At 71.8% G+C, this 26,822-nt stretch carries 29 protein-coding genes; 19 read left to right on the plus strand and 10 right to left on the minus strand.

Annotated features, from left to right (window positions below):
- Window positions 1-71 precede the first annotated feature (71 nt).
- Window positions 72-1,178, plus strand: coding sequence for a glycine cleavage system aminomethyltransferase GcvT (gene gcvT / locus ACQ95T_RS06875; RefSeq protein ID WP_425940511.1), 1,107 nt, complete (start codon window positions 72-74; stop codon window positions 1,176-1,178).
- 61 nt (window positions 1,179-1,239) lie between these two features.
- On the opposite strand, the gene ACQ95T_RS06880 is transcribed toward gcvT, so the two are convergent.
- Complete coding sequence (locus tag ACQ95T_RS06880) at window positions 1,240-2,058, minus strand: helix-turn-helix transcriptional regulator (protein WP_425940513.1); 819 nt, start codon at window positions 2,056-2,058, stop codon at window positions 1,240-1,242.
- Between the two features lie 222 nt (window positions 2,059-2,280).
- Here ACQ95T_RS06880 and ACQ95T_RS06885 point away from each other — a divergent pair, with 222 nt between their 5' ends.
- On the plus strand, window positions 2,281-2,514 hold the full coding sequence (locus tag ACQ95T_RS06885; protein WP_431473687.1) for a hypothetical protein: 234 nt from the start codon (window positions 2,281-2,283) through the stop codon (window positions 2,512-2,514).
- Window positions 2,515-2,611: 97 nt separating this feature from the next.
- On the opposite strand, the gene ACQ95T_RS06890 is transcribed toward ACQ95T_RS06885, so the two are convergent.
- Window positions 2,612-3,133 carry a bifunctional adenosylcobinamide kinase/adenosylcobinamide-phosphate guanylyltransferase gene (locus ACQ95T_RS06890; protein ID WP_425940517.1) on the minus strand — a complete coding sequence of 174 codons (522 nt, stop codon included), beginning with the start codon at window positions 3,131-3,133 and terminating at the stop codon, window positions 2,612-2,614.
- A gap of 259 nt (window positions 3,134-3,392) precedes the next feature.
- Window positions 3,393-4,001, minus strand: coding sequence for a DUF937 domain-containing protein (locus ACQ95T_RS06895; protein WP_431473688.1), 609 nt, complete (start codon window positions 3,999-4,001; stop codon window positions 3,393-3,395).
- Between the two features lie 186 nt (window positions 4,002-4,187).
- On the opposite strand from ACQ95T_RS06895, the gene ACQ95T_RS06900 reads away from it, so the two are divergent.
- The gene (locus tag ACQ95T_RS06900) at window positions 4,188-4,406 is read left to right on the plus strand and encodes a hypothetical protein (RefSeq protein ID WP_425940520.1); all 219 of its coding nucleotides are present in this window, start codon (window positions 4,188-4,190) and stop codon (window positions 4,404-4,406) included.
- 221 nt (window positions 4,407-4,627) lie between these two features.
- On the opposite strand, the gene ACQ95T_RS06905 is transcribed toward ACQ95T_RS06900, so the two are convergent.
- Window positions 4,628-5,227 (minus strand): DUF3043 domain-containing protein, encoded by a 600-nt coding sequence (locus ACQ95T_RS06905; RefSeq protein ID WP_425940521.1) that lies wholly within the window; start codon window positions 5,225-5,227, stop codon window positions 4,628-4,630.
- 68 nt (window positions 5,228-5,295) lie between these two features.
- Here ACQ95T_RS06905 and ACQ95T_RS06910 point away from each other — a divergent pair, with 68 nt between their 5' ends.
- Window positions 5,296-6,675, plus strand: a complete 1,380-nt coding sequence (locus ACQ95T_RS06910) for a dipeptidase (protein WP_425940523.1) — start codon at window positions 5,296-5,298, stop codon at window positions 6,673-6,675.
- Window positions 6,668-7,627, plus strand: a complete 960-nt coding sequence (locus ACQ95T_RS06915; RefSeq protein WP_425940525.1) for a glutathione S-transferase family protein — start codon at window positions 6,668-6,670, stop codon at window positions 7,625-7,627. Before ACQ95T_RS06910 ends, ACQ95T_RS06915 begins: the two co-directional genes overlap by 8 nt.
- A gap of 76 nt (window positions 7,628-7,703) precedes the next feature.
- Here ACQ95T_RS06915 and ACQ95T_RS06920 read toward each other — a convergent pair whose 3' ends face one another.
- A complete protein-coding gene (locus tag ACQ95T_RS06920; RefSeq protein ID WP_425940527.1) occupies window positions 7,704-8,204 on the minus strand; it encodes a hypothetical protein in 501 nt (166 codons plus the stop codon).
- Window positions 8,205-8,564: 360 nt separating this feature from the next.
- Here ACQ95T_RS06920 and trpS point away from each other — a divergent pair, with 360 nt between their 5' ends.
- The 7 genes from trpS (at window position 8,565) to ctaF (ending at window position 15,356) form a co-directional block, all read left to right on the plus strand.
- Entirely contained in the window at window positions 8,565-9,695 is a 1,131-nt protein-coding gene (gene trpS, locus ACQ95T_RS06925) for a tryptophan--tRNA ligase (RefSeq protein ID WP_425940529.1), read from the plus strand.
- 2 nt (window positions 9,696-9,697) lie between these two features.
- Complete coding sequence (locus ACQ95T_RS06930) at window positions 9,698-10,792, plus strand: glycerate kinase (RefSeq protein ID WP_425940531.1); 1,095 nt, start codon at window positions 9,698-9,700, stop codon at window positions 10,790-10,792.
- Between the two features lie 169 nt (window positions 10,793-10,961).
- A complete protein-coding gene (locus tag ACQ95T_RS06935; RefSeq protein ID WP_425940533.1) occupies window positions 10,962-11,315 on the plus strand; it encodes a HesB/IscA family protein in 354 nt (117 codons plus the stop codon).
- Between the two features lie 179 nt (window positions 11,316-11,494).
- On the plus strand, window positions 11,495-12,244 hold the full coding sequence (gene aat / locus ACQ95T_RS06940; RefSeq protein ID WP_425940534.1) for a leucyl/phenylalanyl-tRNA--protein transferase: 750 nt from the start codon (window positions 11,495-11,497) through the stop codon (window positions 12,242-12,244).
- 26 nt (window positions 12,245-12,270) lie between these two features.
- Window positions 12,271-13,158, plus strand: coding sequence for an aa3-type cytochrome oxidase subunit II (gene ctaC / locus ACQ95T_RS06945; protein WP_425940536.1), 888 nt, complete (start codon window positions 12,271-12,273; stop codon window positions 13,156-13,158).
- Window positions 13,159-13,173: 15 nt separating this feature from the next.
- Window positions 13,174-14,949, plus strand: a complete 1,776-nt coding sequence (gene ctaD, locus ACQ95T_RS06950) for an aa3-type cytochrome oxidase subunit I (RefSeq protein WP_425940538.1) — start codon at window positions 13,174-13,176, stop codon at window positions 14,947-14,949.
- Between the two features lie 131 nt (window positions 14,950-15,080).
- The gene (gene ctaF / locus ACQ95T_RS06955) at window positions 15,081-15,356 is read left to right on the plus strand and encodes an aa3-type cytochrome oxidase subunit IV (RefSeq protein ID WP_431473689.1); all 276 of its coding nucleotides are present in this window, start codon (window positions 15,081-15,083) and stop codon (window positions 15,354-15,356) included.
- 159 nt (window positions 15,357-15,515) lie between these two features.
- Here the strand turns inward: ctaF and trpD are convergent, their stop codons facing one another.
- Both trpD and ACQ95T_RS06965 read right to left on the minus strand, forming a co-directional pair.
- Entirely contained in the window at window positions 15,516-16,502 is a 987-nt protein-coding gene (gene trpD / locus ACQ95T_RS06960) for an anthranilate phosphoribosyltransferase (protein WP_431473690.1), read from the minus strand.
- Window positions 16,503-16,616: 114 nt separating this feature from the next.
- Entirely contained in the window at window positions 16,617-17,039 is a 423-nt protein-coding gene (locus tag ACQ95T_RS06965) for a hypothetical protein (RefSeq protein ID WP_425940543.1), read from the minus strand.
- A 215-nt stretch (window positions 17,040-17,254) separates the two neighbouring features.
- On the opposite strand from ACQ95T_RS06965, the gene ctaE reads away from it, so the two are divergent.
- From ctaE to ACQ95T_RS06995, 6 genes are all read left to right on the plus strand, one after another.
- Complete coding sequence (ctaE, locus tag ACQ95T_RS06970; protein WP_431473801.1) at window positions 17,255-17,908, plus strand: aa3-type cytochrome oxidase subunit III; 654 nt, start codon at window positions 17,255-17,257, stop codon at window positions 17,906-17,908.
- 76 nt (window positions 17,909-17,984) lie between these two features.
- Window positions 17,985-18,788 (plus strand): cytochrome bc1 complex diheme cytochrome c subunit, encoded by an 804-nt coding sequence (qcrC, locus tag ACQ95T_RS06975; protein ID WP_425940545.1) that lies wholly within the window; start codon window positions 17,985-17,987, stop codon window positions 18,786-18,788.
- A gap of 1 nt (window position 18,789) precedes the next feature.
- Window positions 18,790-19,866 carry a cytochrome bc1 complex Rieske iron-sulfur subunit gene (qcrA, locus tag ACQ95T_RS06980; RefSeq protein WP_425940546.1) on the plus strand — a complete coding sequence of 359 codons (1,077 nt, stop codon included), beginning with the start codon at window positions 18,790-18,792 and terminating at the stop codon, window positions 19,864-19,866.
- Window positions 19,863-21,674: a cytochrome bc1 complex cytochrome b subunit gene (qcrB, locus tag ACQ95T_RS06985; protein WP_425940548.1), complete on the plus strand. Its 1,812-nt coding sequence runs from the start codon at window positions 19,863-19,865 to the stop codon at window positions 21,672-21,674. Before qcrA ends, qcrB begins: the two co-directional genes overlap by 4 nt.
- Window positions 21,675-21,762: 88 nt before the next feature.
- Window positions 21,763-22,098 carry a metallopeptidase family protein gene (locus ACQ95T_RS06990; protein ID WP_425941019.1) on the plus strand — a complete coding sequence of 112 codons (336 nt, stop codon included), beginning with the start codon at window positions 21,763-21,765 and terminating at the stop codon, window positions 22,096-22,098.
- Window positions 22,099-22,134: 36 nt separating this feature from the next.
- A complete protein-coding gene (locus ACQ95T_RS06995; RefSeq protein WP_075958909.1) occupies window positions 22,135-22,416 on the plus strand; it encodes an Lrp/AsnC family transcriptional regulator in 282 nt (93 codons plus the stop codon).
- 77 nt (window positions 22,417-22,493) lie between these two features.
- On the opposite strand, the gene ACQ95T_RS07000 is transcribed toward ACQ95T_RS06995, so the two are convergent.
- Together ACQ95T_RS07000 and ACQ95T_RS07005 are read right to left on the minus strand one after the other, a co-directional pair.
- Window positions 22,494-23,018 carry a hypothetical protein gene (locus ACQ95T_RS07000; protein WP_431473691.1) on the minus strand — a complete coding sequence of 175 codons (525 nt, stop codon included), beginning with the start codon at window positions 23,016-23,018 and terminating at the stop codon, window positions 22,494-22,496.
- The gene (locus tag ACQ95T_RS07005) at window positions 22,937-24,247 is read right to left on the minus strand and encodes a DEDD exonuclease domain-containing protein (RefSeq protein WP_431473692.1); all 1,311 of its coding nucleotides are present in this window, start codon (window positions 24,245-24,247) and stop codon (window positions 22,937-22,939) included. Before ACQ95T_RS07005 ends, ACQ95T_RS07000 begins: the two co-directional genes overlap by 82 nt.
- A gap of 104 nt (window positions 24,248-24,351) precedes the next feature.
- Here ACQ95T_RS07005 and ACQ95T_RS07010 point away from each other — a divergent pair, with 104 nt between their 5' ends.
- Window positions 24,352-24,714: a hypothetical protein gene (locus ACQ95T_RS07010; protein WP_425940551.1), complete on the plus strand. Its 363-nt coding sequence runs from the start codon at window positions 24,352-24,354 to the stop codon at window positions 24,712-24,714.
- A gap of 92 nt (window positions 24,715-24,806) precedes the next feature.
- Here the strand turns inward: ACQ95T_RS07010 and ACQ95T_RS07015 are convergent, their stop codons facing one another.
- Entirely contained in the window at window positions 24,807-26,615 is a 1,809-nt protein-coding gene (locus tag ACQ95T_RS07015; protein ID WP_425940552.1) for an AMP-dependent synthetase/ligase, read from the minus strand.
- Window positions 26,616-26,822: the final 207 nt, after the last annotated feature.

The raw sequence follows: 26,822 nt of genomic DNA on the forward strand, positions 1-26,822 counted from the left end.
GTCGGTTCGTCCGGTCAGTTCCCCACGAGGGTAAGCCACCCCCGACGGTGCTCGGCGCTAGGCTGCCCAGCATGAGCGACTCCACGACGAAGACGTCCCCGCTGCACCGCCGCCACACCGCGCTCGGCGCCAAGATGGCCGACTTCTCCGGGTGGTCGATGCCCATCGAGTACCCCGGCGGGGGGGTCGTCGCGGAGCACACCGCCGTGCGCGAGCGGGTCGGCATCTTCGACGTCTCGCACCTGGGCAACGCGCGGGTCAGCGGGCCGGGGGCCAAGGACTTCCTCAACCGCTGTCTGACCAACGACCTGGAGCGGATCGAGCCGGGCAAGGCGCAGTACACGATGTGCTGCGACGAGGACGGCGGGGTCGTGGACGACCTCATCGCCTACCTGCGCTCGGACGAGGACGTGTTCCTCATCCCCAACGCGGCCAACACCGCCGAGGTGGTGCGCCGGCTGGTCGAGGCCGCGCCCGAGGGCGTCACCGTGGAGAACGTGCACGAGGCCTACGCGATCCTCGCCGTGCAGGGCCCGCGCGTCGACGAGGCGATGGAGGCCGCCGGCCTGCCGGTCCTGCACGACTACATGAGCTTCGTCGACACCACCTGGCGCGACCGGCCGGTCACCGTCTGCCGCACCGGGTACACCGGGGAGAAGGGGTATGAGGTGGTGTGCGGCGTGCAGGACGCCGAGGAGGTCTGGGACGCCCTGGTCGAGGCGATGACCCCGCTCGAGGGGCTGGCCTGCGGCCTCGGGGCGCGGGACACGCTGCGCACCGAGATGGGCTACGCCCTGCACGGCAACGAGCTCTCGCGCGAGATCACGCCCGTGATGGCGCGGACCGGCTGGGCCGTGGGCTGGAAGAAGGACGCGTTCTGGGGCAAGGAGGCGCTGGCCGCGCAGCGGGAGGCCAAGGAGTCCCGGCTCGGCGGCGGTCTGCTCGTCACCGGCCGGGGGATCCCGCGGGCCGGGTGCGCGGTGCTCGACGCCGAGGGCACCACGATCGGTGAGGTCACCTCCGGCACGTTCTCACCGACGCTGAAGCAGGGGATCGCGCTCGCCCTGCTCGACCGCGGGGTCACCGAGGGTGACGAGGTGACGATCGACGTGCGCGGCCGTCAGGTCGCGGCGCAGGTGAAGAAGCCGCCGTTCGTGGAGGGCGGCGCCAGCTCCTGACCGTCCCGGTCAGGCCGGACCGACCCCGGCCCGGCCGGTCGGCCGACCCCGGCCCGGCCGGTCAGCCGACGCCGACCCCGGCGGCCTCCAGATCCCGCAGCCACGCGACCGCCTCGGTGCGGCTCTGCGCCCCGAGCCGGACGTAGGCGTTCTCCAGGTGCTTGCGCACCGTGTTCTCCGACAGGCCGAGCTGTCGTCCGACCTGCCGGTTCGACATCCCGGCCGCGACGAGGTGCATGATCTCGCGCTGCCGTGCGGTCAGCGGGACTCGCTCCTGGCGCACGGGCCGCTGCCCGCCCACCTCCGTGGCGAGGGTGGCCTCCAGGAGCGGTCGCAGGTGTGGCAGGAGCAGCTCCATCAGCACCGTCTCGCGTTCGGTGAAGGGGCGGCCCTCGTCGCGCCCGGCCAGGATGCGCAGCGAACCTCCGGTCCCGCCGAAGGGGTAGGCCAGGAGGATCTCGTCCACGGTGTGGAGGTACTCCTTGTTCGCGGGGTGCTCGGCCCAGGCCCGCTCGCCGTAGCTCGAGCAGCTCGAGGTGACGCTCGCCTGGCCGGTACGGTCCACGAGGCTGCAGTTCAGCTGCCACCAGTACCGGTCGAGCAGCTCGGCGCCCGCGGACCCGTCGTCGAAGGTCGCCAGGTCCGTGCCGGCGAGCCATCCCTGCTCGCCGTGGGAGGTGAACTGCACCCAGCTGCGCCAGAACCGAGGACCCACGTGCATGTCCTGGAAGTTGATCCAGTCGCTGCCGATGAGCTGCTCGACCCGGGTGAGCATCGCGAACACGGTGTCCCGGCCCGGCGGGTGCCGACCTGGCCGGGCCAGGTCGAGGATGTCCTGCAACAGGGCGATGTCGTGTGCGCTGACGCCCCTGCTTCCCATGTCCTCACCTCGCAACGTCGCTGCGCCGTCCGCCGGCGACGGCGTTCCTGCAGCAGGTTCCAGGGTAGGACCGACCGCGCGGCCGACGCCATACGCGCAAGCGCGTAATGCTCCGTTCCTCGTATTTCCCCGGGGTGGCGTGCCGTCGCACGGTGGAGGTGCAGCACCAGCTGCACCCCGACGGTCCGGGCGACGAGCCCCGGGCGGGGGGCGATCAAGGAGATGGCAGAGATGGACGCAGCAGTTCGTCGCCGGATCCTCGCCAGCGTCTCCGCCGGAGCGCTGGCCGGGGTCCTGGGGGCCGGTGGGATGGCCGTCGCGGTCGGTGGTCCGTCCCACCCGGCCGACGTGGTGGAGGGCGCGTGCGGTGCCGGGCCGGTCGAGGCGTCGCCGGACTGGGCGCCGGCGCAGAAGGCGTCCGCCTGGTTCGGCGCGCACGGTCGGGCCGCGGAGTAGCTCCTCCACGCCGACGCCGGAGGGTTGCCCGGCACCAGCGGCGGCCCCGGACCGAGAGGTCCGGGGCCGCCGTGCGTGCCGGTGACGGAGCTGTCGGTCAGCGGCCGACGAGCGCCGCGTCGCTGAGGTCCAGCACGCGGCCGGCCAGGACGGCGTGGACCTGGCCGCTGACGGCGGAGACCCGTTCGTTGGTGTGCTCGAGCAGGTCGACGAACAGGGCGTCACGGTCGTCGGTGGGGCGGGGCGACCACGAGGGTTCGGCGCTGAGCACGATCACGTCGAAGGGCATCGCGCTGGCCGCCACCGTGAGCTCGGCGAGCCGGTCCTCCACCGTCTCGTGGGCGGCGGCCGGGTCGTCCCAGAGCTGCTGGTCGTCGAGGATGCCGCGGAGCCAGCAGGTGAGGTCGTCCACCAGCACCGGGTGGCGGGAGCCGAGGAGCGCGCGGCTGAGGTCCCGGGTGCGCACGACGCGCCACCCGTCGGGCGTGCCAGGACCCTGGTCCGCCCCGTCCTCGTCCGCGGTCACCACGCAGGTCACCTGCGGGTGTCCGGAGAAGAGGGAACGGGCGTGCCGGGCCGTCCCGTTGCGGGGGCCACCGATCACCAGGGTCGTCGTCATGGGCAGCGTCTCCTCGGTCGGTCTCGCTCGCGTGCGCACCGGCGCACCAGACGGCCACGGGGGACGGGACGGGCGGGGGCGCGGTGGGCACAGCATAGCGACCCGCACCCCGCCCCTGGACGCCCCGGGGCGGTCCGTCAGCGGCGGCCGAGGATGCCGCCGAGCACGTCGCCGAGGATCGAACCGCCACCCTGGGACTGCTGCCCCCGACCGGTCGCACCACCGAGCGCGCCGCCGAGGACGTCCTGCAGCACCGAGGTCAGGTCCCCGCCCTGGCCGCCGGGGCGCCGGGCGTCGGCCGTGCCGTCGCGGTCGCCCCGGGGGAGGTCGACGTCGACGGGTGCGTCCCGCTCACCGTCCATCCGTCCGAACGGCCCGTCCGTCGTGCCGGCGCCACCGCCACGGTGTCCCTGCTACGGCCGCCACCCATGTCGGTCGTCCGTCCGCCGCCACCATCCCCGAGGCCGCCACCCGCCCGGCCGCTGACCTGCTTGGCCAGCCAGGAGAGCACGATCGGCGCGAGGATCGGCAGCAGCCGGCGCACGAGCGCCGAGGTCTGCGGGCCGCCGAGGCCACCGAGCTGCTGGGCGACGTCGTCGGTCCGGCCGCCGAAGACGTGGCTGACGATCTTCTCACCGTCCTGCTCGTCGACGGCGTCCACCCGCGGGTCGTCGGCGAGGTCGTCCTGGTGCTGGCCCAGCGCGTCCAGCAGCGACGCGGCCCCCTGCGGCTGCTGGGCGTTGGCGCCGAGACCGGCGACCAGGGCGGGCAGCGCGGTGCGCACGGCCTCGCGGGTCTCGTCCTCGCTGGCACCGACCCGCTGCGCGAGCTGGTCGGTCGGGATGGCGCGCATGAGGTCCTCGAGCATGGTCGTCCCTTCGTCGTGGCGGGCCCGGGTCGACCGCCGTCGTCGTCAGCCTAGTGAGCGGCACCGACGTCGGCAGGTCGACCACCGGAGGTGGACGCCGCCGACGGGGACGTCCCAAGGCCACCGGACGGTGAGGTCGACCGCCGCCGGATGGTCAGGCTGCACCGATCCGCCTACGGTGGGCCCATGAGCGAGAGCTGGACGTGGAGCTACGAGCAGGCCGACGGCACACCGGTGAGCGACCTGGGCATGGCGTCGGTGACCTTCCCGACCCAGGCGGACGCCGAGGCGTGGTTGTCCCAGGAGTGGGGCACGCTGGCCGACGCCGGGGTGCAGGCGGTGACGCTGAAGCGCGACGAGGACGTCGTCTACGGGCCGATGAGCCTGAGCCCGGCCGCGGAGTGACGCGGAGAGTCGGGACACGCACGGGCGACTCGACCTGACGGGTTCACGTGCACCCCAGGGGTCGATCCGGCCGGGCGTGTCGCCGGTGTGACGAGCAGTCGCGCAGGGATGGCCCAATCGCCGGTCTGACGGCGGGCGCGTGTGACGAGCAGGCGCGCAGGGATGACGCAGGCGCCGGTCTGATTAGCCGGCGCGGGTGACGAGCAGGCGCGCCCGGGTCGTCAGCGCCGGACGAGGTCCGCGCCGCGGTCGACCGCCGGTCGCGGGATGCGCGAGCCGCGCATCTGGAAGGCGCGCAGCACGACGTACCAGGCCGACCCCTTGGCCGGCTCGTGCCCGAACTCGGCGACGAAGTCCTTCTTGGTGCGCTTCCACAGCAGCCAGGAGTCGATGATGCCGAAGAGCATCAGGGCGTAGGCCGACAGGAACATCCCGTTCTGCGCCCAGCCGAAGGGCAGGAGCGACAGCGCCAGGATGAGGATCATCACCGGCAGCAGGATCTCGCCGATGTTCCACCGGCGGTCGACCGCGTCGCGCAGGAACCGACGCTCCGGACCCCGGTCGCGCGGCGGCAGGTACTTCTCCTCGCCGCGCAGCATCCCCTCCCGGACCCGGGCGCGCTGCTCCCGGATCTTCTGCTTCTCCTCCGGCGACCTCCCCTTGGTGCTGCCGGTCACGAGCGGGCGCCGGTTGGCCGCCTCGGCCTCGCGCCGCTTGGGGGTCGGACGCCCCTTGCCGGAGGGGCGCGACGGGTCGCCGACCGGCTCCACCGAGGTCGTGGTGGACGTGGCGGTCTCCGTCGTCTTCTTCCCGAACAGCACCGACCCAGTGTATGCGGCCGCGCCACCCGCCCCTGCCAGGCACCGGGGCGCACCCTAGGGTCGGGTGCATGAGCCACCACACCTCTCCCGAGCGCACCCAGGAGCTGGCCGCCCGCGTGCGCGACCTGTTGCCCGGCGTCCGCTCCGACCTGGAGGCGCTGACCCGCATCCCCTCGGTCTCGCTCGACTCCTTCGACCAGCGGCACGTGGAGGACAGCGCCGAGACCGTCGCCGACCTGCTGCGCGCCGAGGGGATGGAGGTCGAGATCGTCCGCGAGGGCGGCCGTCCCGCCGTCATCGGCCACCGCCCCGGTCCGCAGGGATCGCCGACCGTCCTGCTCTACGCCCACCACGACGTGCAGCCGCCCGGCGACGAGGCCGACTGGGACACCCCGGTCTTCGAGCCGACGCTGGTGGGGGAGCGGCTCTACGGCCGGGGCGTGGCCGACGACAAGGCCGGCGTGATGGCGCACGTGGCCGCGCTCCGGGCCCACGGTGACCGGCCGCCGGTCGGCGTGACCGTCTTCGTCGAGGGGGAGGAGGAGGTCGGCTCCGATAGCTTGCCGCGCATCCTCGAGCGCCACGGCGACCGGCTTGCCTGCGACGCGATCGTCCTGGCGGACTCGCACAACTGGAAGATCGGCGTCCCCGCGCTCACCACGACCCTGCGCGGCCTGGTCCGCGCGGTGGTCGAGGTCCGGGCGCTGGACCACGGGGTCCACTCCGGTCTCTACGGCGGTCCGGTCCCCGACGGCCTCACCGCCCTGTGCCGGCTGGTGGCGACCCTGCACGACGAGCACGGCGACGTCGCCGTCGAGGGGCTGATGAGCAGCGAGGCCGCCGACCTGGACTACTCCGAGGAGGACCTGCGGCGCGACTCCAGCCTCGCCGAGGGCGTCCAGCCGATCGGCACCGGGTCGATCCTGTCGCGCCAGTGGACGAAGCCCTCGATGACGGTCATCGGCATCGACGCCCCGTCGGTGGACAAGGCCGCCAACCTGCTCACCCCCGTGGGCCGGGCCAAGCTGTCGATGCGGATCCACCCCGCGGAGGATCCGCGCACGGCATACCAGGCTCTGGTCCACCACCTCGAGACGAACGCCCCCTGGGGGTGTCAGGTGACGGTGACCCACGACGACGACGGGCGCGGGTTCGCCGCGGACGCACAGGGGCCGGTGTACGACGCGGCGCGTGCCGCCTTCCGCGACGCGTGGGACGGGACCGAGCCGGTCGACATCGGCGTCGGCGGGTCGATCCCGTTCGTCGCGGCCTTCGCCGAGCGCTTCCCGGACGCGGCGATCCTCGTCACCGGCGTCGAGGACCCCGACACCCGGGCGCACGCGGCGAACGAGAGCCTGCACCTGGGCGAGTTCGAGCGGGTGTGCATCGCCGAGGCCCTTCTGCTGGAACGCCTCGGTGCTCTGGGCGAGGATGGCACGCATGAGTGAGGACCAGACGACCGAGCAGGGCGGCACCGGCGCGTACGTGCAGGACAGCTACGAGCGCAAGGCCCGCTACATCGAGACCCGGATCACCAAGGACGGGCGGGACGGGTATGCCGTGGAGCCGGGCCGCTACCGCCTCGCGGTGTCGAGGGCGTGCCCGTGGGCACACCGGACGATCCTGACCCGCAAGCTCATGGGGCTGGAGGACGTGATCTCGATGGCGGTCGCCGGACCGGTGCATGACGAGGACAGCTGGACCTTCGACCTGGACCCCGGCGGCGTCGACCCGGTGCTCGACATCCCCAAGCTCAAGGACGCCTACGACGCGCGGCCGGACGGCTACCCGGAGTCGGGCGTCACGGTGCCGGCGGTCGTGGACACGCGGACGCGGATGGTGGTGACCAACGACTTCGACCAGATCGTCAAGGACTTCGTCACCGAGTGGGACGAGCACCGGCGTCCCGACGCCCCGGACCTGTGGCCCGAGCACCTGCGCGAGGAGATCGAGGAGGTCAACCAGCTCGTCTACCACGACCTCAACAACGGGGTCTACAAGTGCGGTTTCGCCGGGAAGCAGGAGGCCTACGAGAAGGCCTACGACGCGCTGTGGGCGCGGATGGACTGGTTGGAGGAGCGGCTCTCAGGTCAGCGGTACCTCGTGGGGGAGCAGCTGACCCTGGCCGACATCCGGCTGTGGCCGACGCTGGTGCGCTTCGACGCGGCCTACCACGGGCACTTCAAGTGCAACCGGCAGAAGCTGACCGAGATGCCGGCGCTGTGGGCGTACGCGCGTGACCTGTGGCAGACGTGGGACTTCGGCTCGACGGTGAACTTCGACCACATCAAGGCGCACTACTACGCCACGCACCTGGACATCAACCCGACCGGCGTCGTGCCGAAGGGACCGGACACCTCCGTGTGGGACGAGCCGGCGGGCCGGGAGTCGATGCGCTGACTGCTGCGCCCGGCGCCCCGGACGCGAGAAGGCCCCCGAACCGTTGCGGTTCGGGGGCCTTCTCGGTAAGGCGTTGTCAGCCGGTCGGGCCAGCCGTGGTCTCGGCCTGGTCGGTGGTGGATTCCGCCGGAGCCGGCTCGACCGTAGTTGGGGCAGGCTCGACTGCTGTGGCCTCCTCCTGGGCGTCGGCTTCCGTGCTGGAAATCCGCGCCGACTCGGTGGCCTCATCAGTGGACGCGGTCGTGCCTGCGCAGTTGGTGCACTCCTGCACGGGGGCCTTGAATCCCAGCGTCAGGATGTTGTCGGACGCGTCACCGATAAAGAAGTCCACGTTGACGTTGACGTTGCTGTTGGAGGAGTACCAGACGTCCTGCGTCAGGCAAGCGAAGCCTCCAGCCGGAACGAGGAGAGTCTGAGGCGCCTCAAGGCCGAGGTCGACATTGGTGTAGACCCGGGTCACCGTCACTGTGGTGTCCGTGGTGCAGTCGCTGTAGAAGCAGACGTCCATGAAGTAGGCGAACTCATAGCCATCGGCGCTCTGGCCCGGGCAGCGGCAAGCATCGGCGGTGGTGTCCACTGTGAGGCACGGGCACGACAAGGGCGAGCAGGCCGCGTCCTGTGCTCGGGCGGTCTGCCCCATCGCCACGACGGGGACGCTCCATGCAGCCCCCTTGACCAAGGTCCTACGGGTGGGCTTGAGCCCACCGGTCTGCTGAGAAGTCACTGTTGGTTCCCCTTGTCGACACTGGGTGGTAGCACGGGCGCTGGCCTCACTGTAGCGTCCGGTGCCCCCGGGTCAAGCCTCTGCGCACAGCCTGCGCCCAGAGTTCACCTGAGACATCGGCCACAGCGCGGCCGCTGCCAACCTCGGAGGGCCCCCTCCCCGGGGCTGACGTGACGACCATCAAGCGCGTCCCGTCCCGTAGCATCGGTCCCCGTGACCGACGCACCCGTGACCCCCCTGGACGACAGCTCCGAGGCCCTGGCCGACTCCACCTCCGCCGCCTCGCTCGCCCGCAGCGTGGCCCGCAGCGCCGAGATCGAGCGCCAGCTGGAGACCGACCCCGGTCAGTTCCGGATGCTGACCGGCGACCGGCCCACCGGCCACCTGCACCTGGGCCACTACTTCGGGTCCCTGCGCAACCGCGTCGCCCTGCAGGACAAGGGCGTGGACACCTTCGTCCTCATCGCCGACTACCAGGTCATCACCGACCGCGACGGCGTCGACCTCATGCAGGAGCGCGTCTTCAGCCTGCTGGCCGACTATCTCGCCATCGGCCTCGACCCGGCCCGGACGACGATCTTCGCCCACTCCCAGGTCCCGGCGCTCAACCAGCTCATGCTGCCGTTCCTATCCCTGGTCACCGACAGCGAGCTGCGGCGCAACCCCACCGTCAAGGCCGAGCAGGAGGCGACGGGCGGCCGGCCGATGAGCGGGCTCATGCTCACCTACCCGGTCCACCAGGCCGCCGACATCCTCTTCTGCAAGGCCAACGTCGTGCCGGTCGGCAAGGACCAGCTGCCCCACCTGGAGCAGACCCGCGTCGTCGCCCGGCGGTTCGACGAGCGCTACGGCCGCGCCGGCGACAAGAGCGCGCCGGTCTTCCCGGCCCCCGACGCCCTGCTCTCCGAGGTGCCCAACCTGCTCGGCACCGACGGCACCAAGATGAGCAAGTCGCGCGGCAACACCATCGAGCTGCGGATGAGCGCCGACGAGACCGCCAAGGTGCTCAAGAAGGCGGTCACCGACTCCGACCGGCACATCACCTACGACCCGCAGGCGCGCCCCGGCGTGTCGAACCTCCTGCAGATCGCCGGCCTGACCACCGGCCGCGACCCCCGCGCGGTCGCCGAGGAGATCGGCGACGGCGGTTCGGGAACGCTGAAGAAGCTCGTCACCGAGGCGGTCAACGAGTACTTCGCGCCCGTCCGCGCCCGCCGCGCCGAGCTCGACGCCGACCCCGCCGAGCTGCGCCGCCTCCTCGCCGAGGGCAACGCCAGGGCCAACGCGGTCGCCGACGCCACCCTCGACGAGGTGCGCGAGGCGATGCAGATGGTCTACGCCTGACCATGGCACCGGCCGGACCCCGCGTCGTCGTGGTGGCCGAGGGTTTCGGCGACCTCGGCCCGCACGAGGCCGCCGAGCAGGCCGCCGCCGGGTGGTCCGCCACCGCGACGCACGCCACGGTCGAGGCGCACGCCAGCCACGCCGGGGGAGCCGGGTTCGCCGAGGCCGTGGCACGCACGCTGGGCGGGACCGTCCACCCGGTCGTCGTCCCCGGACCCGCCGGGGGAGAGGTGCCCGCCGGGATCGCGCTCGTCGAGCGCGACGGGACGCGCACCGCATACCTCGACACCGCCCAGGCCTGCGGACGGCACCTGATAGACAACGAGTCGCTCCGCGACCCGGAGGGTATGACGAGTGCCGGCGTGGGTGCGCTCCTCACCGCCGCGCGGGGCGCGGGGGCGGACCGGATCGTCGTCGGCGTGGGCCCGCTGGCCTGCCACGACGGCGGCCTCGGCCTGCTCACCGCCCTGGGTGCGGGGGAGGACCTGGCCCGGTTGCCCGCGGTCCGCGCAGAGTGGGGCGGCGTCCACCTCGTCCTCGCCACGACGACGGAGGCGACCCTGCTGGGCTTCGGCGGCGCCAGCGCCCTGCTGACCGAGCACCACGGCGTGGCCCCCGAGGTCTCCCAGCGGCTCGAGGGCGGGCTGGGCCGCCTCAGCGACCGGGTCAACCAGGTCCTGCCGCCCGCCCGGGACCTGCTCACCGGCCTGCCGCGCCGCCCCGAGCGCGAGGCGGGGGCCGGTGCCGGAGGCGGCGTGGGCTACGCGCTGCAGCTGCTCGGTGCGCGCACGGTCCCGGGGGCCAGGCTGCTGCTCGACGAGCTCGGCCTGCGCGGGCGCCTGCCCGGTTCGCTGCTCGTCCTGGTGACGACCGCCTACGACGGGGCGACCGTCCACGACGGCGTCGTCGCCGAGACCGCGCGGGCCGCGCTGGAGACCGCCACCCCGACGGTCGTGCTCGCGGGGGAGGTGGCCGTCGGGCGACGGGAGGGGATGGCCCTGGGGGTCAGCGGCAGCTACGAGCCCCGCGCCGGGGAGGACCTGGGCGCGACCGCTGCCCGGGTCGCCCGGACGTGGACCCCGCCGCCCCGCGCCTGATCCGTCGCGCCGCGGACCCGCCCAGGAAAACGACGAATCGACGAATTGTCGGAGCAGGCTCGGACCTGACGTAGGCTGGCCCCGGAAGGCTCGCCCGGGCCGGGAACACCAGCCGGTACGACGACGTTGCCTCCACAGACCGACCACCTCAGCGAGAGGACCCCGCAGCATGACCGACACCACCCAGAGCACCACGACCCACGGCGTGACCCTGACCGACGTGGCCTCCGAGAAGGTGAAGAGCCTGCTGGCGCAGGAGGGTCGCGACGACCTCCGCCTGCGCATCGGGGTCCAGCCCGGCGGCTGCTCCGGCCTCATCTACCAGCTGTACTTCGACGAGCGCACCCTCGACGGCGACCTGGTCGCCGACTTCGGTGGCGTCGAGGTCGTCGTCGACCGGATGAGCTCCCCCTACCTCGACGGGGCCACGATCGACTTCGCGGACACCATCGAGAAGCAGGGCTTCACCATCGACAACCCCAACGCGGGCAGTTCCTGCGCCTGCGGCGACAGCTTCAGCTGAGCCTGCACGACACGCCCTCGTCCCCGCCGGGACGGGGGCGTTTCGTCGTCCCGGGGGCATGCCGCGGACCGAGGGGGTATGCCGCGAGGGCAGGGGGAGCCTCGAGGGCCAGGGGAGCTGCGGGGGACGGGGAGCGGCGCGCTCGCGCACCGGGTGCCCGGGTTTGCGACCATGTGCCCATGCCCGTCGAGCCGCCACCCACGCAGTGGCACCTCACCGCCGAGGGCGCCACGCCGGGGGACGACCTCGTGGGGATCGGGGCCGACCTGGAGCCGGGGACGGTCCTGCAGGCCTACCGCTCGGGCCTGTTCCCCATGGGCCTGGGCGTGGGTGGACGGCCGCCGCTGGGCTGGTGGTCGCCCGACCCGAGGGGGGTCCTGTTGCCGGGGGACCTGCACGTCTCCCGGTCCCTGCGCCGGTCCCTGCGCGGCTTCGAGCTGCGGGTGGACACCGCCTTCGAGGACGTGGTCGCCGGGTGCGCCGACCCCGCGCGCGGCGGGCGGTGGATCACGCCGGCGTTCGTGACGGCATACACCCGTCTGCACGAGCTCGGCTGGGCGCACTCGGTGGAGGTCTGGCAGGACGGTGCCCTGGTGGGCGGGCTGTACGGGCTGGCGGTGGGGCGGTTGTTCGCCGCCGAGTCCAAGTTCCGGCGCGTCACCGACGCGTCCAAGGCCGCCGTGGTCGGGCTCGTGCAGGTGCTCTCCGAGGACGGCCTGCCGTGGGTGGTGGACGTGCAGTGGTCCACCCCGCACCTGGCCTCGCTGGGGGTGCGGGACGTGCCCCGCACGGCATACCTGAGGATGCTGTCCACCGCGGTCGCCGAGGACCTTCCGGAACGGTGGCGCGGGATGCACGACAAGCCGTCGCACGTCGTGCGAGAATCCCCGAGTGGTGACGGTAAGGTGTGCGAACGTCATGCCCGGTGAAGGTCCGAGAAAGTGTGAGGTGTCCAGTGCAGAGGCGTGAGAACATCAGGCCCGGCGGTCGGTCCGCCCGACGGTTCGGCCTGGTCGCGACCGCCGGCATGGCCGCGGTGCTCCTGTCCGGCTGCGGCGAGGCCTTCACCCGGGGCTACCTCCCCGAGCCCGTGACCGAGGCGGGCGACGACATCGTCTTCTTCTGGAACGCGGTCTGGATCGCGGCGCTGGTCATCGGCCTGCTCGTCTGGGGCCTCATGCTGTGGGCCGTCTTCGCCTACCGCCGCCGGAGCGAGGACGATCTGCCCCCGCAGTTCCGCTACCACGTGCCGCTGGAGATCCTCTACACGGTCGTCCCGATCCTCATGGTCGCGGCGATCTTCGGCAAGACCGTCGAGGTCCAGAACACGATGCTGGAGCGGCAGGACGACCCGGACGTGGTCGTCAACGTCGCCGGCAAGAAGTGGAGCTGGGACTTCAACTACATCAACGAGGACGTCCACGTCTCCGGCATCCAGGCCAACGACCTGAACAAGGGCGAGGAGGGCCTGCCCGAGACCCTGCCCACGATGGTCCTGCCGGTCGACAGCCGGGTGGAGTTCGTGCTCACCTCGCGCGACGTCATCCACTCGTTCTGGGTGCCGCAGTTCCTGCAGAAGCTGGACATGGTGCCCGGGCGCGTCAACATCTTCCAGGTGACGACCACCGAGGAGGGGGTCTTCCAGGGCAAGTGCGCCGAGCTCTGCGGCGCCTACCACTCCGAGATGCTCTTCCAGGTCGAGGTCGTCCCCCAGGGCGAGTACGAGACCTTCATCGAGGGCCTGCGGGACTCCGGCAACACCGGCATCCTGGGCAACGACCTCGACCAGTACGAACTTCAGATCGACCAGCAGGACAAGCTCGTCGAGCCGGCCGGACGCTGACGCGGAGGACTACCAGTGGCGATCATCACCTCACCAGACACGCAGGGGGCACTGACCCCACCCAGGCGGCCGGAGGACAAGGACTCCTTCGTCCGGCTGGCCGTCAAGGTCCTCACGACCACCGACCACAAGGTCATCGGCAACCTCTACTTCGCCACCACGATGGCGTGGTTCGTCGTCGGCGGCCTCATGGCCCTCATCATCCGCGCCGAGCTGTTCACGCCCGGTCTGCAGGTCGTGGACAACCCCGACCAGTTCAACCAGCTGTTCACCATGCACGGCACGATCATGCTGCTGATGTTCGCGACCCCGCTGTTCGCCGGGTTCGCCAACGCGCTCATCCCGCTGCAGATCGGCGCCCCGGACGTGGCGTTCCCGCGGCTGAACATGCTCGCCTACTGGATGTTCTTCTTCGGCAGCCTCATCGCCGTCGGCGGTTTCCTCACCCCCTCGGGCGCCGCGTCCTTCGGCTGGTTCGCCTACCAGCCGCTGGCCGGCCCGACGCACAGCCCCGGCCTCGGCGGTGACCTGTGGGTCCTCGGCCTGGCGGTGACCGGTTTCGCCACGATCTTCGGTGCGGTCAACTTCGTCACCACCATCGTGTGCATGCGCGCCCCCGGCATGACCATGTTCCGGATGCCGGTCTTCACCTGGAACATCCTGGTGACCTCGATCCTGGTCCTCATGGTCTTCCCGGTGCTGGCCGCCGCGTTCTTCGGGATGGCGGTCGACCGCATCTTCGGGTGGCACATCTACGACCCGTCCCACGGTGGCGCCATGCTCTGGCAGCACCTGTTCTGGTTCTTCGGCCACCCCGAGGTCTACATCATCGCGCTGCCGTTCTTCGGCATCATCACCGAGATCATCCCGGTGTTCTCGCGCAAGCCGCTCTTCGGCTACAAGACCCTGATCTTCGCCACGATGGCGATCGGCGCCCTGTCGGTGTCGGTGTGGGCGCACCACATGTACGCCACCGGCGCGGTCCTGCTCGAGTTCTTCGCGATCATGACGATGCTCATCGCGGTCCCGACCGGGGTGAAGTTCTTCAACTGGATCGGCACCATGTGGAAGGGGTCCATCTCGATGGACACCCCGATGCTGTGGGCGGTCGGCTTCCTGGTGACCTTCCTCTTCGGCGGACTGACGGGCGTCATCCTGGCCAGCCCGGCCCTGGACTTCCACGTCACCGACTCCTACTTCGTCGTGGCCCACTTCCACTACGTGGTCTTCGGCACGGTCGTCTTCGCGATGTTCGCCGGCTACTACTTCTGGTGGCCCAAGCTCACCGGCCACATGCTCAACGAGACCCTGGGCAAGGTGCACTTCTGGCTCCTCTTCCTGGGCTTCCACGGCACCTTCCTCATCCAGCACTGGCTGGGTGTCATCGGGATGCCGCGCCGGTACGCCGACTACATGCCCGAGGACGGGTTCACCTGGATGAACCAGCTCTCGACGGTCTCCTCGTTCGTGCTGGCCGTCTCGATGCTGCCGTTCTTCTACAACGTGTGGCACAGCTTCAAGACGCCCAAGGTCACCGTGAACGACCCGTGGGGCTGGGGCGGTTCGCTGGAGTGGGCCACCTCGTGCCCGCCCCCGAGGCACAACTTCGAGTCGATCCCGCGGATCCGCTCCGAGCGGCCGGCGTTCGACCTGCACCACCCGGAGGTCGGGACCATGGAGTCCCCCGAGCCGGACAAGTCCGTCGCCGAGGAGCTGCTGGGCGGCCCCGACACCGACCCGAACGGTCGCGTCGGCACCGAGACCGGTGGCCGCACCGGAGAGGAGCGCTAAGCCGTGAGGTCCGAAGCCAAGGTCTTCGCCTACCTGGTCCCCTTCTTCGTCGTCGTGGGGATCATCTACGCCTACTTCACCGACGGCGGGGGGAGTGGGTCGGGATCATCGGCCTGCTCCTGACGGCTCTGATGACGGCCTTCGTGGCCTGGTTCTTCTGGCTGTCCGGCCGGACGGTCGACGCCCGCCCCGAGGACAGCCTCGAGGGCGAGATCGCCGACCAGACCGGTGACTACGGCCACTTCGCCCCCTACTCCTGGTGGCCGCTGTGGCTGGGCCTGTCGATCTCCGTCGCCGTCCTCGGCGTCGCGGTCGGCTGGTGGCTCGTCGTGGTCGCCGCGCCGTTCCTCGTCCTGTCGCTGCTGGGCTGGACCTTCGAGTACTTCCGCGGCGAGCGGGCCGTCTGAGCCAGCCCCACCCACGTCGACGCAAGAACCCCCGGCCTTGTGGCCGGGGGTTCTTGCGTGGGTAACGGCACAGCACCGGCCGGGTCTACGGCACCGGCCCGGGTCGACGTGACCGGCCCGGGTCGGACCAGGGCGGCCGGCGTCGGGGTCGGCGGACGGTCAGGTGGTCAGGTCGCGGCTGGCCCGGACCCAGCGCTCGACGAGGCCGGCGGCGGCCCCCTCGTCCAGCGCGCGGGCGGCGCGGTCCATCCCGGCCCGCACGTGGGCGTGCAGCTCGTCCTCGGTGCGCGGGTGGGGGCCGGTCTCCCCGGCCTGCAGCAGCGCCAGGGCGACGCCGGCGTTGAGCAGCACGGCGTCGCGGACCGCGCCGGTCGAGCCGGCGAACAGCTCGCGCGCCACCCGGGCGTTGTGCTCGGCGTCGGCGCCGCGCAGGGCGTCCACCGGGTGCCGGGGGACGCCGAGGCGGGCCGGGTCCAGGCTCCACTCGTGCACGCGGCCCTCGTCCTCGACCCACCACACGCGGCTCGTCGTCGCCGGCGTGATCTCGTCGAGCCCGTCGTCGCCGCGGAAGACGGTCGCCCGGGTGCCCCGGTCGGCGAACACGCCGGCCATCAGGGGTGCCATGCGCGCGTCCGCCGAGCCCACCACGGCATACCGGGGGCGGGCGGGGTTGGTCAGCGGACCGAGGAAGTTGAACGCCGTCGCGATCCCCAGGTCCCGCCGCACCGGGGCGACGTGGCGCATCGAGGGGTGGAAGACGTTGGCGAAGCAGAAGGTGATGCCCACCTGCCCGGCGAGGTCGGCGACCTGGGCGGGGGAGAGGTCCAGCCGCACGCCGAGCACCTCGAGCATGTCGGCGGAGCCGGACCGGCTGGAGGAGGCGCGGTTGCCGTGCTTGACGACGACCGCACCCGCGGCGGCCATGACGATGGCCGACATCGAGGAGATGTTGACGGTCATGGCGCGGTCGCCGCCGGTGCCGACGATGTCGATCGTCGGGCCCTCGACGCTCAGGTGCTCGGCGTGCTCGAGCATGACCGTCGACAGGCCGACCATCTCCTCGACCGTCTCCCCCTTGGCCCGCAGGCCGGTGAGGAAGGCCGCGACCTGGGCCGGGCCCGCCTCGCCGGACATGATCAGGCCCATGGCCCAGGAGGTCTGCTCGCGGGAGAGGTCCCGGCCGGCCGGCGACGAGGGCGGTCAGCAGGTCCGGCCAGGTGGTCCCGGCGTCCTCGCCGGTCCGGGGGGTCGCTCCGCCGGTCACCGGCGGGCGAGGAGGGCGACGGTGTCGGCCAGCTTCTCGGGGTCCAGCGGACGGGGCACGGCGGCCTCGGCCAGCGACCAGGTGGCCAGCCACCCGTCCACGGGCCGGCCGGTGAGCACGACGATGGGCGGGCAGTCGTAGACCTCGCTCTTGAGCTGGCGCGCCAGCCCCATCCCGCCGTAGGGCTGGGCCTCGCCGTCGAGGATGAGCACGTCGTAGGTCCCGGTGCCGACGGCGGCCTCGACGGCCGGGGCCGTCGCGCACTCGTGCCACCGCTCCACGACGACGTCGTGGGCGGGGTGGTCCCCCACGCCGAGCCGGACCTGGTCGCGCACCGAGCGGTCGTCGCTGAAGAGCAGGACCGAGATGCTGCGGGCCTGGGTGTCAGGGTGCTGGGACGCGGCGGGGGTGACGGTCATGCGCACGATCGTAGCGGGTGGGCCGCCGCGGACGGACGCCCCCGGCTGTCCAACCCTGCCCGTCCCGACCGCCCGACCGTCCCGTTCGGAGGGCACCGGTGACCTCGGGTTCTTCCCCTCCGGCGCTCCCGCGGGCGGCGCGCGGGGCGGGGTGTGCACATTCATCTACGACGTTGGGCCATAATGTCCGGGTGGCGACGACACCTGCAGCAACGATGACCGACGCGGACCGGTTCCACGCGACGATGCACGGGCCGGCGACCAGGCCGAACATGACGGCCGTCGGCACCATGGTCTGGCTCTCCAGCGAGATCATGTTCTTCGCCGGGCTCTTCGCGATGTACTTCACCATCCGGTCGGTCTCGCCCGACATGTGGGCCGAGCGCACCGAGTTCCTGGACGTGCGCTTCGCCACCATCAACACGATGATCCTCGTGATCTCCTCGGTGTGGTGCCAGTTCGGGGTCTGGAAGGCCGAGCGCGGGGTGCCGCACCGCACCGGCAGCATCTTCAAGATCGGCAACCCGCTGGGGGCCGAGGGCTGGGGGATGCGCGAGTGGTACGTGCTGACGTACCTCTTCGGGGCCACCTTCATCGCCGGCCAGGTCTGGGAGTACGCCACGCTCACCAGCGAGGGGGTCACGCCGACGGCCGACCCCTACGGGTCGGTCTTCTACATCACCACCGGGTTCCACGGGCTGCACGTGACCGGCGGGCTGATCGCCTTCCTGCTCATCATCGGCCGCAGCTTCACCGCCAGGCGGTACACCCACGCGCAGGCCACCGGCGCGGTCGTCACCTCCTACTACTGGCACTTCGTCGACGTCGTGTGGATCGCCCTGTTCGCCGTGATCTACCTGCTGCAGTGACGCCATGACCCCGCCCACGTCAACGGCCGACAGCGGCCCACCCGCCCGCCCCGACCACCCTCGGAAGGAACGACGAGTGAGTTCTCTCGCCGCACGTCGCCGCAGCCCGTTGGCGCTGCTGGTCCTGCTGCTCCTGGGCCTGACCTTCACGGGTACGGCCTACGCAGCGTTCGCCCCCAAGGCCGCACCCGGCACCTCCGCCGCCACCGCCACCCAGGACGACGTCGAGGCCGGGGAGCAGCTCTTCCTGGCCAACTGCGCCACCTGCCACGGAAAGAACGCCCAGGGCGTGGACCCGATCGGGCCGTCCTTGATCGGTGTCGGTGCGGCCTCTGTCGACTTCCAGGTCTCCACCGGGCGTATGCCGCTGCCGGCGCCGGGGGTGCAGGCCGAGCGGAACGCCTCCCAGGTGCAGTTCAGCGAGGAGCAGATCTCCCAGCTCGCCGCCTACGTCGACTCCCTCGGCCCCGGCCCGGACGTGCCGGACGAGGAGTACCTCGACCTGGAGGGCGCCGACATCGCGAACGGTGGTGCCCTCTACCGCACCAACTGCGCGATGTGCCACAACTCCTCGGGCACCGGGGGTGCCCTGACCCGCGGCAAGTACGCGCCGACCCTCATGGGCGTGGAGCCGCAGCACATCTACGAGGCGATGCTCACCGGTCCGCAGTCCATGCCGGTGTTCAACGACGAGAACCTCACCCCGCAGGACAAGGAGAACGTCATCGCCTTCCTCAAGTACATCGAGGACGGCGGCAACTCCCACGGCGGCGCCGGCCTGGGCAGCGTCGGCCCGGCCGGGGACGCGCTGTTCGTGTGGACCATCGGCATCGGCGTGATGATCGCGGCAGCGGTCTGGATCGGACGGAAGGCGGCCTGAGGTGGCGACCCACGAGAACGACCTGCCGGCCCTGAGCGACCCCGCGTCCCAGGACCGTTTCCCCAACCCCGGTCTGCCGCCGCACTCCCCGCGGCGCGCGGACGTCGACGACAAGGCCGCCCGACGGGCCGCGACCCAGGTCGTGGTGCTGTTCACCGTCTCGGCGCTGTCCTCGATCGCCTTCCTCGTCGCCTACTTCGCGATCGACCCCGAGCTCAAGGGGACGATCGTGGGGATCGGCGAGGTCAACCTCTTCCACGTCGCGCTCGGCCTGACGATGGGGCTGTCCCTGCTGGGGATCGGCCTCGGGGCCGTGCACTGGGCCAAGACGCTCATGCCCGACGTGGAGCAGATCGAGGAGCGTCACCCGCAGGCCTCCCCGGACGACGACCGCCAGGCCGTCGCCCGGGTCCTGTCGCACGGGTGGCGCAGCTCCCAGCTGAACCGCCGCACCGCGATCCTCGGCTCGGCCGGCGGCGCGCTCGGCCTGTTCGCCCTGCCGCTCGTCGTGCCCGTCGCCGCGGGGCTCGGACCGCGTCCGCGCGGTGAGCTCTACGACACGGTGTGGGAGGCCGGCATGCGGCTGATGATCGACCCCGCCGGGGTGCCGATCCGGGCCGCGGACGTCACCCGCGGGTCCGTCTTCCACGTCATGCCCGAGGGCTACGTCGGGGAGGAGGCGCACGACCTGCCCGCCGACGAGCTGCTCATCGTCAAGGCCGAGGCCCAGGTCATCGTCGTCGGCCTCGACCCCTCCCTCGTGCAGAGCCAGAAGCAGCTGGACTGGGGCGTCGAGGGGGTGTTCGCCTACTCCAAGGTGTGCACGCACGTCGGCTGCCCGGTGGCGCTCTACGAGCAGCAGACCCACCACCTGCTCTGCCCGTGCCACCAGTCGACCTTCGACATGACCAACGACTGCGAGGTCATCTTCGGTCCGGCACGGCGGCCGCTGCCGCAGCTGCCGATCACCATCGACGACGAGGGCTACCTCGTCGCGGCGGACAGCTTCCGCGAGCCGGTGGGCACCAGCTTCTTCGAGCGTGAACGCCCGGGCCTTCTGATGGGAGACGACGCATGAGCTCCACCCACGTCCCGCAGGGTGCGGGGCACCTGCGCAGGGAGAGCGCCTCGACGACGACGGCGATCGACCCGACCGACCAGGCCTCCGCGGACGCCCGCTTCCCCAAGGTGCTCAGCCCGGTGGACGACCGCACCGGTCTGGCCAAGGCGATGCGCTTCGGCCTCAAGAAGGTCTTCCCCGACCACTGGAGCTTCCTCCTGGGCGAGGTGGCCATGTACTCCATGATCATCGCGCTCATCACCGGCACCTTCCTGACCTTCTGGTTCGTGCCCAGCCTGGGTCACGTGACCTACGACGGCTCCTACGTGCCGCTGAAGGGCATCGGCATGTCCGAGGCCTACAAGTCCACGCTGGACATCAGCTTCGACGTCAAGGGTGGCCTGCTCATGCGGCAGCTGCACCACTGGTCGGCGCTGTTCTTCATCGTCGGCGTCGCGCTGCACGCGGCCCGCGTGTTCTTCACCGGTGCCTTCCGCAAGCCGCGGGAGATCAACTGGGTCATCGGCGTCGTCATGTCGCTGCTTGCGGCCATCGAGGGCTTCGCCGGCTACTCGCTGCCGGACGACCTGCTCTCGGGCACCGGCATCCGGGCGATGAACGGGTTCATGATGTCCGCCCCGGTCATCGGCACCTGGATGACCTTCTTCGTCTTCGGCGGCGAGTTCCCCGGCGAGGCGATCATCCCGCGCCTGTACATCGTCCACGTGCTGCTGATCCCGGCGATCCTCGTGGGCCTCTTCGTGGCCCACCTGGCGCTGGTGGTCATCCACAAGCACACCCAGTACCCCGGTCCGGGGCGGACGAACAACAACGTGGTGGGCTTCCCGGTCATGCCGGTCTACGCGGCCAAGGCCGGCGGGTTCTTCTTCGTCGTCTTCGGGATCACCGCCCTCGTCTCTGCGCTGGTGCAGATCAACCCGGTGTGGGTCTACGGTCCCTACGACCCGACCCAGGTCACCGCCGGGTCCCAGCCCGACTTCTACATGTGGTTCTCCGACGGGGCCCTGCGCCTGCTGCCGGGATGGCTGGAGTTCGAGATCTTCGGCACCGTGTGGAGCATGAACATCTTCCTGGGCTCGCTGCTGCTGCTGCCGCTGGTGTGGCTGATCCTGGGGATCTACCCGTTCGTGGAGGCCTGGGTCACCGGTGACAAGCGCGAGCACCACCTGCTGGACCGCCCGCGCAACGCGCCGACCCGGACCGCCGTGGGCCTGGCCGCCATCTCGATGTACGTCGTCCTGGCGCTGGCCACGATCAACGACATCCTGGCGATCAAGCTGCAGCTGTCGATCAACGACATCACCATGTTCTTCCGGCTGATGTTCTTCGTCCTTCCGGTCATCGTGTTCTTCCTAACCAAGCGGCTCTGCCTCTCGCTGCAGCGGCACGACCGGGAGAAGGTCCTGCACGGGCACGAGACCGGTCGCATCGTGCGCACCCCCGAGGGACGCTTCTTCGAGGTGCACGAGCCGATGGACGAGTACGAGCGCTGGGCCCTGGTCCAGCACGACACCCCGCGCCCGCTCGGGCTCGAGTCCGGTGGCGTCGACGAGCACGGTGTCCGTCGCCCCGGCGGCGGTTCCGGTGCGCGCAACGCGCTGTCGCGGTTCTACTACAAGGACGCGATCGCCCCGGTGACGCCGGCCGAGCTGGCCGCCGCCCACCACCACGGCGAGCACGAGGCGCTGGACACCCCGGACGCGGCCGCCGGGATCGAGCAGCACTCCGAGTCCGTCTCGGACGTCCCCGGGGCCCCCGCCGCCGGGCACGTCGAGGACGACAGCATCGGGGCCGGTCGTCGCTGACGACCACGCCCCCGACGAGCGCCCCGTCCCTCCACCGGAGGACGGGGCGCCGTCGTCGGTGCCCGGGGAGGACCCGGCCTCGCTGTCGATGACCGAGTTCGAGGAGGCGGTCGGTGACGCGCTGGACCTGGTGCCCGTCGAGCTCATGGACCAGCTCGACAACGTGGTCTTCCTCGTCGAGGAGGAACCGCCGCCGGAGGATCCCGAGCTGCTCGGCGTCTACGACGGGGTTCCCCTGACGGAGCGCGACCTGTCCTGGGGCGGGACGCTCCCGGACCGGATCACCATCTTCCGCGGTCCGCTCGTGCGCATGTGCGAGGACCGCGAGCACCTCCTGGAGGAGATCGCGGTGACCGTGGTCCACGAGATCGCCCACCACTTCGGCATCGACGACGAGGCGCTGCACGAGCTGGGTTGGGGCTGAGGGTCCGGGCCGGGCCTCGGGCGCTACAGTGGCCTGGTGATTTCGGCGATCGTGCTCATCAAGGCAGAAGTGGCCCGCATCCCCGAGGCGGCGCGCGAGATCGCGGCCATCGAGGGCATCAGCGAGGTCTACTCGGTGACCGGCGACGTCGACCTCATCGCGGTCGCGCGGGTCTCGCGCCACGAGGACTTCCACGACGTCATCGCCGACCGGCTCAACAAGGTGGCCGGTGTGCTGGAGACCAGCACCCACATCGCCTTCCGCACCTACTCCGACGAGGACCTGGACGCCGGGTTCGACCTGGGTCTCGACGGCTGAGGACGGCCGGGGGGACGGCTGTCGGCACCCGTCAGACCCTGGGCACCGTCCACCGCACCGAGGGCAGCCAGGGCCCGTCAGACCGAGGTGCCGGCCACCGCCCCGACCGGACGGTCCCACGGCCGTGCCGGGGTCGCGTCGAGGTGGTCGGGGTTGCCCCAGGAGGTGGACTGCGGCTCCAGCTCGGCTCGGGAGGCACCCGCCCCGTCCACGGGGCAGGTCCACGTCCCCTCGAGGTCGACGAGCCGCGTGCCCGGCTTCTCCAGCCAGCCCAGCACCAGCTCGCTCTCCTCGGGGAGGGCTCCGGGGCCCTCGACCACCTCGGCGGTCTGGCGCAGGGCCTCGATGTACGGCATCGGGTCCGCCCCCGGCGGCGTGGTCGTGGTGCCGGCCAGACGGCCGTAGCGCACGCACACGACCTCCCAGCCCCCCACCTCGCGGGGGCGGGCGGCGACCAGCTCGGTGGTCGAAATGAGCGGGCGCAGCCGCTGGGCACGGGCCGCGGCCCGCACCAGGGCCATCATCCGGTCCCGCAGGGTCCCGGCCTCCTCGAACCGCTCCTGCGCGGCCAGGGCGTCCAGCCGCGTGCGCAGCGAGGACATGACGTCCCGGCAGCTGCCGTGAGCGCCTCCGTGGCCCGGCGCACGACCTCGGCATACTCCTCCACGGACTGGGCTCCGACGCACGGGCCGCCGCAGCGACCCATCTCGAAGAGCACGCACGCCGAGCCCTGCGTGGCGCGCGCGGCGATCCGCGCCGTGCACTGGCGCAGCGGCACCACCTCGTGCACGGCGGTCACGGCCGACTCCGCGGTGCGCCTGCTGGTGAACGGCCCGGCGTAGTGGGCGTCGTCGGACCGGACCGTGCGCACGATCGAGAGGCGCGGGAAGGGTTCGGCCGTGAGCTTGACCCACACGGCCTTCTCCGGGTGCCGGGACCGCCGGTTGTAGCGCGGCTTGTGCTCGGCGATGAGGCGCAGCTCGCGCACCTGAGCCTCCAGCCTGGTCGCGCACACGATCGGGGTGATGGACTCGGCCAGGCCGACCATCTCGGCCATCCGACGGCGGGTCTCGGAGGCCGTGAAGTACGTCAGGGTCCGGCGGCGCAGGTCTGAGGCGGTGCCGACGTACAGCGGCTCGCCCCGACCGTCGCGGAAGACGTAGACCCCCGGCGCGGAGGGCATCGCCTCGGCCAGGAACCGCTTGCGCCGCTGCGCGGTGCTGACCCGCGAGGTGTAGGACTGCAGCTCTTCGAGGGTGTGCACGCCGAGGTTGCCGACCCGCTCCATGAGGCCGTGGAGGACGTCGACCGTCGCCCGGGCGTCGTGCAGGGCGCGGTGGTCCGGCGTGGTGGCGGCGCCGAACAGCCGGGCCAGGCTGGACAGCTTGTGGTTGGGGGCCTCGTCCTTGTGCACCAGCTGCCGGGCCAGCCGGACGGTGTCGATGACCGCGAACCCCGGCCAGGCGTGCCCGGTCTCCGCGGCGGCCGCCTTGAGGAAGGACATGTCGAAGCCGGCGTTGTGGGCCACCAGGACCGAGCCGGCCGCGAACTCGAGGAACTGGGGCAGCACGGTGCGGATCGAGGGGGCGTCGGCGACCATGGCGTTGGTGATGCCGGTCAGCACGCTGATGAAGGGCGGGATGGGCGACCCCGGGCGCACGAGCGTCTGGAACTCGCCCAGCACCTGGCCGCCGCGCACCTTGACCGCGCCGACCTCGGTGATCTGGGAGCCGGCGGGCGAGCTGCCGGTCGTCTCCAGGTCGACGACGACGAAGGTCACGTCGGCCAGGGAGACCCCCAGGTCCTCGAACGTCGCCTGCACCATCTGCATGCCACCGAACGTAGACGGGTCCTCCGACAGACCCCTGCTCCCGACACGCGGTCGGGGGTATGTCGGACCTGCGTCCTAGCGTCGAGGACAAGGAGGTGGACCACATGACCACGACCACCATCGACTGCCAGACCTGTCCGGTGCGGGGACGTCACTGCGGTGACTGCTTCGTCCCCGTCCTGGGGGCGGTGTGGCTGCAGACCCCGACGGCCGCGCCGACCCGCCCGCAGGGCGACCGGGAGGTCCCGGACGACCGGGTCTTCCTGGACGACCAGGACGACCGGGGCTTTCTGGACGACCTGGACGACCGGGAGGACGGCGTCGGGACCGGCCCCCCGAGGGTCCGGCTGGACACCGACGAGCTGGCCGCCGTCAGCGCGTTCGTCCGCGCCGGGCTCGTCACGCCGGAGGAGGCGTCCTCGGCCCGGGCGGAGCTCGTCGACTCCCGGCACTGGGCGGCGGGCTGACGCCAGGCCGGCCTGCTGACCGTCGGGGGCCGACCGCCCGAGGGCCGACCGCCGGCCCCCGAGGCCCGGCGAGGCCCGGCCGAGGCCGAGCCTCAGTCCCGGCGGGGTGCCGAGCGCGTGTACAGCTGGTCGATCTCGGCCTGGAGCCGCTCGGTGATCCGCCCCCGCTTGAGCTTCATCGACGGGGTGAGCAGGCCGTTCTCGGCGGTGAAGTCCTCTCCGAGGATGGCGAACGTGCGGATGGACTCGGCCCTGCTGACGCTCTCGTTGGCCGCGTCCACGGCCTTCTGCACCTCGGCGCGGACCGCCTCGTGGGTGCGGGCCTGCTCCGTCGTCAGGCCGTCCAGCCCTTGGGCCGCCGCCCAGGTGGGCAGCATCTCCTCGTCGAGGGTGACCAGCGCGGCGACGAAGGGGCGTCCCTCGCCCACGACCATGCACTGGGACACCAGCGGGAAGGCCCGCAGGCGGTCCTCCAGCGGCCCGGGGGAGACGTTCTTGCCACCGGCCGTGACGAGCAGCTCCTTGGTCCTGCCGGTGATGCGCAGGAACCCGTCCTGGTCCAGCTCACCGAGGTCGCCGGTGCGGAACCAGCCGTCCTGCAGGACCTCGGCCGTCGCCTCGGGGTCGTGGTGGTAGCCCCGCATGACGTTGACGCCCCTGACGTGGATCTCGCCGTCGTCGGCGACCCGGACCGACACGCCCGGGAACGGCCGCCCGACGGTGCCGATGCGGATCATGTCGGGCGTGTTGACCGTGGCGGGGGCGGTGGTCTCGGTGAGGCCGTAGCCTTCCAGCACCAGGACGCCGATGCCCCGGTAGAAGTGTCCCAGCCGCTCGCCGAGGGCGGCGCCGCCGGAGATGGCGTACTCCACCTTCCCGCCCATCGCCGCCCGCAGCCGGGCGTAGACGAGCCGGTCCGCGAGGGCGTGCTGCGCCCTGAGGGCCACGCCGACGCGGCCGCGGTCCTGGGCGCGGCTGTGGTCCTGGGCGACCTGGGCCGCCCACCGGAAGATGCGCCCGCGACCAGCGGCCTCGGCCTTCTGCTCGGCGGAGTTGTAGATCTTCTCGAACACCCGCGGGACGGACAGCAGGAAGCTGGGTCGGAAGCCGGCCAGGTCCTGCAGCACCGTCCTGGGGTCCGGCGTGTGGCCCAGGCGGGCTCCGGCGTGCACGCTGACGACCTGGATGAAGCGGGCGAACACGTGCGCCAGCGGCAGGAAGAGCAGCGTGGAGGCCCCGGGCGCCTTGATGACGACCGCAAGGCGCTCGGCGGCGTTCTCCGAGAGGGCCATGAAGTTGTCGTGGGTCAGCTCGCACCCCTTGGGGCGGCCGGTGGTGCCGGACGTGTAGATGATCGTGGCCAGGTCGGCCCGCACGAGCGCGTCGCGCCGGCGCGCGACCTCCTCGACCGGGACGTCCTGCCCGGCGGTCACCAGCTCGTCCAACGACCCCCCGTCGATGCACCAGACGTCCCGCAGCGTCGGCAGCACCTCCCGGACGGAGGAGACCACGCCGAGCAGGTGCTGGTCCTCCACGATCATCGCGACCGCCCCGGAGTCCTGCACGATCCACTCCACCTGCTCCCGGGAGCTGGTCTCGTAGACCGGCACGGGCACCGCGCCCACGCTCCACAGGGCGAAGTCGACCAGGGTCCACTCGTAGCGGGTGCGGCTCATGACCGCCACGCGGTCTCCGGTCTCGATGCCGGCGGCGACCAGCCCGCGGGCCAGCCCGTCGACGTCGGCGCGGAACTCCGCGGCGGTCACGGCGCTCCACCCCTCGGGACCCTGGCGGCTCATCATCACCCGCGAGGGCTCGCGCTCGGCCCACTCCACGGCATACGTGGAGGTGCTGCCGTCGGTCGTGGAGGGGATGAGCGGGGGGACGGTGACGTCCTGCACGGCAGGGCTCCTCGTCGGACGGGGGCGGGGGAGGTGCGCCGCCCACGATACCCGCGCACCGGCGGCGTCCCGCGCACCGGCGGCGTCCCGCGCACCGGCGGCGTCCCGGGCACCGGCGGCGTCCCGGGCGCCACCCGGCACCACGGCATAGGCTGCCGGGCAGGAGGCGCGAGGTGCGCCGGCGCTCCCCGAGCGCGGCCGGAGCGA

Origin of the sequence: Ornithinimicrobium carbonis (genome assembly GCF_050703245.1) — a bacterium.
In the GTDB taxonomy this organism is placed as follows: Bacteria; Actinomycetota; Actinomycetes; order Actinomycetales; family Dermatophilaceae; genus Ornithinicoccus.

What these genes read in the sequence shown, in the direction of transcription:
- gcvT (WP_425940511.1), top strand. Translation starts at nt 72, where the DNA reads ATGAGCGACTCCACGACGAAGACGTCCCCGCTGCACCGCCGCCACACC.
- ACQ95T_RS06880 (WP_425940513.1), bottom strand. Translation starts at nt 2,058, where the DNA reads ATGGGAAGCAGGGGCGTCAGCGCACACGACATCGCCCTGTTGCAGGAC.
- ACQ95T_RS06885 (WP_431473687.1), top strand. Translation starts at nt 2,281, where the DNA reads ATGGCAGAGATGGACGCAGCAGTTCGTCGCCGGATCCTCGCCAGCGTC.
- ACQ95T_RS06890 (WP_425940517.1), bottom strand. Translation starts at nt 3,133, where the DNA reads ATGACGACGACCCTGGTGATCGGTGGCCCCCGCAACGGGACGGCCCGG.
- ACQ95T_RS06895 (WP_431473688.1), bottom strand. Translation starts at nt 4,001, where the DNA reads ATGCTCGAGGACCTCATGCGCGCCATCCCGACCGACCAGCTCGCGCAG.
- ACQ95T_RS06900 (WP_425940520.1), top strand. Translation starts at nt 4,188, where the DNA reads ATGAGCGAGAGCTGGACGTGGAGCTACGAGCAGGCCGACGGCACACCG.
- ACQ95T_RS06910 (WP_425940523.1), top strand. Translation starts at nt 5,296, where the DNA reads ATGAGCCACCACACCTCTCCCGAGCGCACCCAGGAGCTGGCCGCCCGC.
- ACQ95T_RS06915 (WP_425940525.1), top strand. Translation starts at nt 6,668, where the DNA reads ATGAGTGAGGACCAGACGACCGAGCAGGGCGGCACCGGCGCGTACGTG.
- ACQ95T_RS06930 (WP_425940531.1), top strand. Translation starts at nt 9,698, where the DNA reads ATGGCACCGGCCGGACCCCGCGTCGTCGTGGTGGCCGAGGGTTTCGGC.
- ACQ95T_RS06935 (WP_425940533.1), top strand. Translation starts at nt 10,962, where the DNA reads ATGACCGACACCACCCAGAGCACCACGACCCACGGCGTGACCCTGACC.
- aat (WP_425940534.1), top strand. Translation starts at nt 11,495, where the DNA reads ATGCCCGTCGAGCCGCCACCCACGCAGTGGCACCTCACCGCCGAGGGC.
- ctaF (WP_431473689.1), top strand. Translation starts at nt 15,081, where the DNA reads ATGACGGCCTTCGTGGCCTGGTTCTTCTGGCTGTCCGGCCGGACGGTC.
- trpD (WP_431473690.1), bottom strand. Translation starts at nt 16,502, where the DNA reads ATGGGCCTGATCATGTCCGGCGAGGCGGGCCCGGCCCAGGTCGCGGCC.
- ACQ95T_RS06965 (WP_425940543.1), bottom strand. Translation starts at nt 17,039, where the DNA reads ATGACCGTCACCCCCGCCGCGTCCCAGCACCCTGACACCCAGGCCCGC.
- ctaE (WP_431473801.1), top strand. Translation starts at nt 17,255, where the DNA reads ATGACCGACGCGGACCGGTTCCACGCGACGATGCACGGGCCGGCGACC.
- qcrB (WP_425940548.1), top strand. Translation starts at nt 19,863, where the DNA reads ATGAGCTCCACCCACGTCCCGCAGGGTGCGGGGCACCTGCGCAGGGAG.
- ACQ95T_RS06990 (WP_425941019.1), top strand. Translation starts at nt 21,763, where the DNA reads ATGACCGAGTTCGAGGAGGCGGTCGGTGACGCGCTGGACCTGGTGCCC.
- ACQ95T_RS07000 (WP_431473691.1), bottom strand. Translation starts at nt 23,018, where the DNA reads ATGTCCTCGCTGCGCACGCGGCTGGACGCCCTGGCCGCGCAGGAGCGG.
- ACQ95T_RS07005 (WP_431473692.1), bottom strand. Translation starts at nt 24,247, where the DNA reads ATGCAGATGGTGCAGGCGACGTTCGAGGACCTGGGGGTCTCCCTGGCC.
- ACQ95T_RS07010 (WP_425940551.1), top strand. Translation starts at nt 24,352, where the DNA reads ATGACCACGACCACCATCGACTGCCAGACCTGTCCGGTGCGGGGACGT.